The sequence below is a fragment of the Leptotrichia sp. oral taxon 879 str. F0557 genome (assembly GCF_000469385.1).
In the GTDB taxonomy this organism is placed as follows: Bacteria; Fusobacteriota; Fusobacteriia; order Fusobacteriales; family Leptotrichiaceae; genus Leptotrichia; species Leptotrichia mesophila.
The window spans coordinates 1-4,275 of sequence record NZ_KI271299.1; the positions used below are offsets into that span (position 1 = coordinate 1).

A 4,275-nucleotide genomic window follows, 5' to 3' on the forward strand; every position below is an offset into this window, starting at 1 on the left:
TATCTCAGTGTCCCTGACAAGCTCCCTCTTTTTATCAGTATATTCTCAGCTCATTTAACATACTCATAGAATGTCTCATTCAAAAGTTTCAGCATTTTATCAAAAGTGTTCTTTTTAATACCAAAAATTTTCTGATAGTTTTCTTCCTTAAGTTTTTTTATTCTTTCAACATTTTTTCATCACCAGTATTATTATACCCTAATATTGTTCTTTATACAAGGTTGTCAAACAGGTCTAATGATATTTTTGGAGCTAGATATCTGTTCCTATACAATTATTTTAATCTTGTATACTGGACAGTAAAAGAGATTTATTCCGAAAGTTCTGTATATCTCCTTTGATGAAACGAATATCTTGATCTGGCAATATTTTACTTAAAAGGATCAATTGTATTTTTATCGATTTGAGTTCAAGAAAAATAGAGTATATTAAATATTTGTGATATATATTACATAATATTATTAATTTTTATGATATAATTTCATAATGGATAATTTTACATTTTTTATAATTAGAGCCAAAATTCATTTGCAACTTTTTGAGATTCAGCTCTTTTTAAATAAAAATATTAATGTTATAAGAGGAGATTGAAATGTTTAGTTTAGACGATACACTTTATGAGATTATAGACAAGTATCCTGAAGCTCTTGACTTTTTTATTGCTAATGGGTTTGAGCAATTGAAAAATAAACAGATGCTTGAGGTTATGGGGAAAAATATTAAGTTGAAAATGGCACTTATGTCAAAAAAAATTAATCAGGAACTGTTTGTTGAAAAGCTGGAAACATTTTTGCAAAAAGATGCAGATATTGATGTTTCACTGGATGAAAGCAAAGCTGATGAAAATAGTGACTTGATAATTGAAGGAGTTCTGCCTTGTCCTATCAGAATACCACTTTTAGAAGGTATAAAAGACTGGGTAAACGAACAGAACGGGAAAAATGATTATACTATTTCATATACCTTAAAATCAGCAAATTTAGGGCTTGACTGGGTTGTAGAAAAAGTTAAGACAGGTAATCCTGACAAAGTTTCGGATATATTGCTTTCGGCTGGATTTGAGCTGTTTTTTGATAAAAATTTGATGGGGCAATATATGGAAAATGGTATTTTTGAAACACACCTTGAAAATATGAATAAAGATTTCTGCAACGAAACTATTGACTTGCGGGATCCTAAAAAGCGTTACGCAATAATGGGAGTTGTGCCAGCAATATTTTTGATAAACAAGACTTCTTTAGGAGATAGAAAAGCACCAGAAACTTGGGCAGACTTGTTAAATGACGAATTTGAAGACTCAGTTGCATTGCCAATGGCTGATTTAGACTTGTTTAATGCCCTTCTTGCAAATCTTTACAAAGATTTTGGAATGGATGGGATACATAAATTGGCACGTTCATACAAAAAAAGCCTGCACCCTGCTCAAATGGTAAAAGCCAGAACTAGAACACCTGAAGCCCCTGCTGTCAGCATTATTCCATATTTCTTTTCACAAATGATTGACGGAACAGGAGATTTGGAGGCTGTATGGCCAAAAGATGGAGCTTTGCTAAGCCCAATATTTATGATTACCAAAAAATCTAAGGCAGATAAAATCAAGCCATTTATGGACTTATTTATGTCAAATGAAATTGGAACAATTTTTTCTGCAAATGGAAAATTCCCGTCAACAAATCCAAATGTGGATAACCATTTAGAAGAACATCAGAATTTTAAATGGATTGGCTGGGATTATATCTATAGCCATGATATTGGAAAAATTATTCGTGAATGTGAAGATGAATTTAATAATGATGTGCAAAAAAGCCTTGCACAATAAAATTTAAAAGAATAAAAAAGGAGAGATAACTATGAATTTAATAATATTTTCAGGCCCACCATCATCAGGAAAAACAAGCGTTATTCTAAAAACAGTAGAAGCCTTAAAATCACAAGGAATGTCAGTTGGAGTAGTAAAATTCGACTGCCTTTACACAGATGATGACAAATTATACGCAAAAGCGGGAATTCCAGTAAAAAAAGGAATTTCAGGAGCTTTATGCCCAGACCATTTCTTCGTATCAAATATCGAGGAAGTCGTGCAATGGGGAAACAGCCTTGGGCTTTCAATATTAATTACAGAATCGGCAGGACTTTGCAACAGATGTTCGCCATATATCAAGGACATCAAGGGAGTCTGTGTAATCGACAATTTATCAGGAATTAATACGCCTAAAAAGATTGGACCATTATTAAAAGCCGCTGATATTGTGATTATTACAAAAGGGGACATTGTTTCACAAGCTGAACGTGAAGTTTTTGCCTCACGTGTGAACTCTGTAAATCCAAAAGCTGTAACAATGCACGTTAACGGGCTTACTGGACAGGGAGCGTATGAATTAAGTACACTTCTTTACGAAAAAGAGCTGGAAATAGACAGCGTTCAGGGAATGGAACTTAGATTTCCAATGCCATCAGCACTTTGCTCTTACTGCTTAGGAGAAAAGAGAATCGGTGAAAAATACCAGATGGGTAATGTCCGAAAAATGAATTTACAGCAATAAAAAAATAGATAAAAATAATAAAAAAGGAAAAAATATGAAAAATAACGATTTAATAAATAAATTGACTATTAGTGAACTTAGCAATAAATATCCCTTCGCAGAAAACTTTTTTACGGAAAACAACTTGCCTGTGGAAACTTTTCAGGATAAGACATTTCACGAGTTCATCGTAACTTTTGCAGAAGATAAAATTGAGGACTTTGCACTGGATGTGGAAAAAATTGAGGAAAGTCTTGTTGACTACATTGAGCAGATGAAACTTTTTTTGGGAATGGAAGAGGAAAATTCGATTGATATGCTTACAATTGTCGCTGGGCAAGATAAATCTGGGAATAAAGAGGGATTTGAGAGGCTTGATATTCATAAATCAGAAATTATTTCCATTGTAGGACCTACAGGCTCTGGAAAATCAAGACTTCTTGCTGACATCGAATGGACTGCCCAGAAAGATACTCCAACACAGCGTCAAATCCTTATAAACGGTGAACTTCCAGACAAAAAATGGCGTTATTCCTCAAACAACAAATTAGTCGCACAACTATCACAAAACATGAATTTCGTTATGGATTTATCAGTAAAGGAATTTCTAGAACTCCACGCTCAAAGCCGAATGATTGAAGACATTGATGAAACTGTAGAAAAAATCATTACTGCTGCAAACAATCTGGCTGGAGAGCAATTTGACTTAACTACTGCAATCACAGCCTTAAGCGGTGGACAATCCCGTGCATTGATGATTGCCGACACAGCTATTTTAAGTTCATCTCCAATTGTCCTAATTGACGAAATTGAAAATGCAGGAATTGACAGGAAAAAAGCCTTAGAATTACTTGTTTCATCAGACAAAATCGTATTAATGGCAACACACGACCCAACATTGGCACTAATCGCAGATAAACGAATTATAATAAAAAATGGTGGAATCAGTAAAATTATTACAACAAGCCCTGAAGAAAAGAAAATTTTGAAAAAACTCGATGAAATGGATGATATTATTCAAAAAATGAGAAGTGATTTAAGAAAAGGGGAAATTTTAAAAAGTGATTTTTAATCAAGAAATTTGTTTTTAAAAATTAATAATAAAAGTAAATTAGGGAGAAATATTCAGAATTTGTTTATTTTCTCCCTTTTTAAATAGAGAATAAAAAGAACTGAAACAACTGGAGAATTTGAGAAATTGATTGAAAATGAAGATAAAGTTCATATTACACAATATTAAGCCATAGCGTTTGTTAAATCGTTTTTGGTACAAAAAATATCCTACCTGATGCAAAATTTTTTCGTTATAGGGCTAATATGAGCCTATTTCATAAACAAAAAAATAACCGCTGTCTTTTACAACAACGATTATTTGAAAATTTAGTTTTATTTTTTATTTAACTTTATTTTTTAATAATTTCTCCATTTTCCAGTCCAATAGTGATTTATACTCCATTGCCTCAATATGTTTTTCTACACTTTCTTCTCCTTCTTTTAATTTTTCTTCTAATTCATCTACTTCTTTTAATATAGCATTATAAAAGTCATATGCTTTTTCTTCATCTGGAAGTTTATTGTATTCTTCTCTTACTTTATCTATATTCTCCTGTATTTTTGAATATTTTTTAAACTTTGCAAAAGTAGTAGCTCTAAATAAATATTTGTAAATTTCAGTCCAAAAATATTTTCCATCATTTTCTACTACTTCTTCAAAAAAAACATCTAAATCTTCATATTTTTTAAACCAAGGGAT

3 protein-coding genes and 1 pseudogene are annotated in these 4,275 nt (G+C 31.9%); 3 read left to right on the forward strand and 1 reads right to left on the reverse strand.

Annotation, left to right across the window (positions count from 1 at the left end):
• Positions 1-592: 592 nt before the first annotated feature.
• The 3 genes from HMPREF1552_RS03020 to HMPREF1552_RS03030 are packed head-to-tail and all read left to right on the forward strand — an operon-like array spanning position 593 to position 3,594.
• The gene (locus HMPREF1552_RS03020; protein WP_021743599.1) at positions 593-1,819 is read left to right on the forward strand and encodes an ABC transporter substrate-binding protein; all 1,227 of its coding nucleotides are present in this window, start codon (positions 593-595) and stop codon (positions 1,817-1,819) included.
• A gap of 31 nt (positions 1,820-1,850) precedes the next feature.
• Positions 1,851-2,543, forward strand: a complete 693-nt coding sequence (locus HMPREF1552_RS03025) for a GTP-binding protein (RefSeq protein WP_006805894.1) — start codon at positions 1,851-1,853, stop codon at positions 2,541-2,543.
• A gap of 34 nt (positions 2,544-2,577) precedes the next feature.
• The gene (locus HMPREF1552_RS03030; protein ID WP_021743600.1) at positions 2,578-3,594 is read left to right on the forward strand and encodes an ATP-binding cassette domain-containing protein; all 1,017 of its coding nucleotides are present in this window, start codon (positions 2,578-2,580) and stop codon (positions 3,592-3,594) included.
• Between the two features lie 321 nt (positions 3,595-3,915).
• On the opposite strand, the pseudogene HMPREF1552_RS12445 reads toward HMPREF1552_RS03030, so the two are convergent.
• Positions 3,916-4,275, reverse strand: a pseudogene (locus tag HMPREF1552_RS12445) (hypothetical protein); the annotation flags it as partial.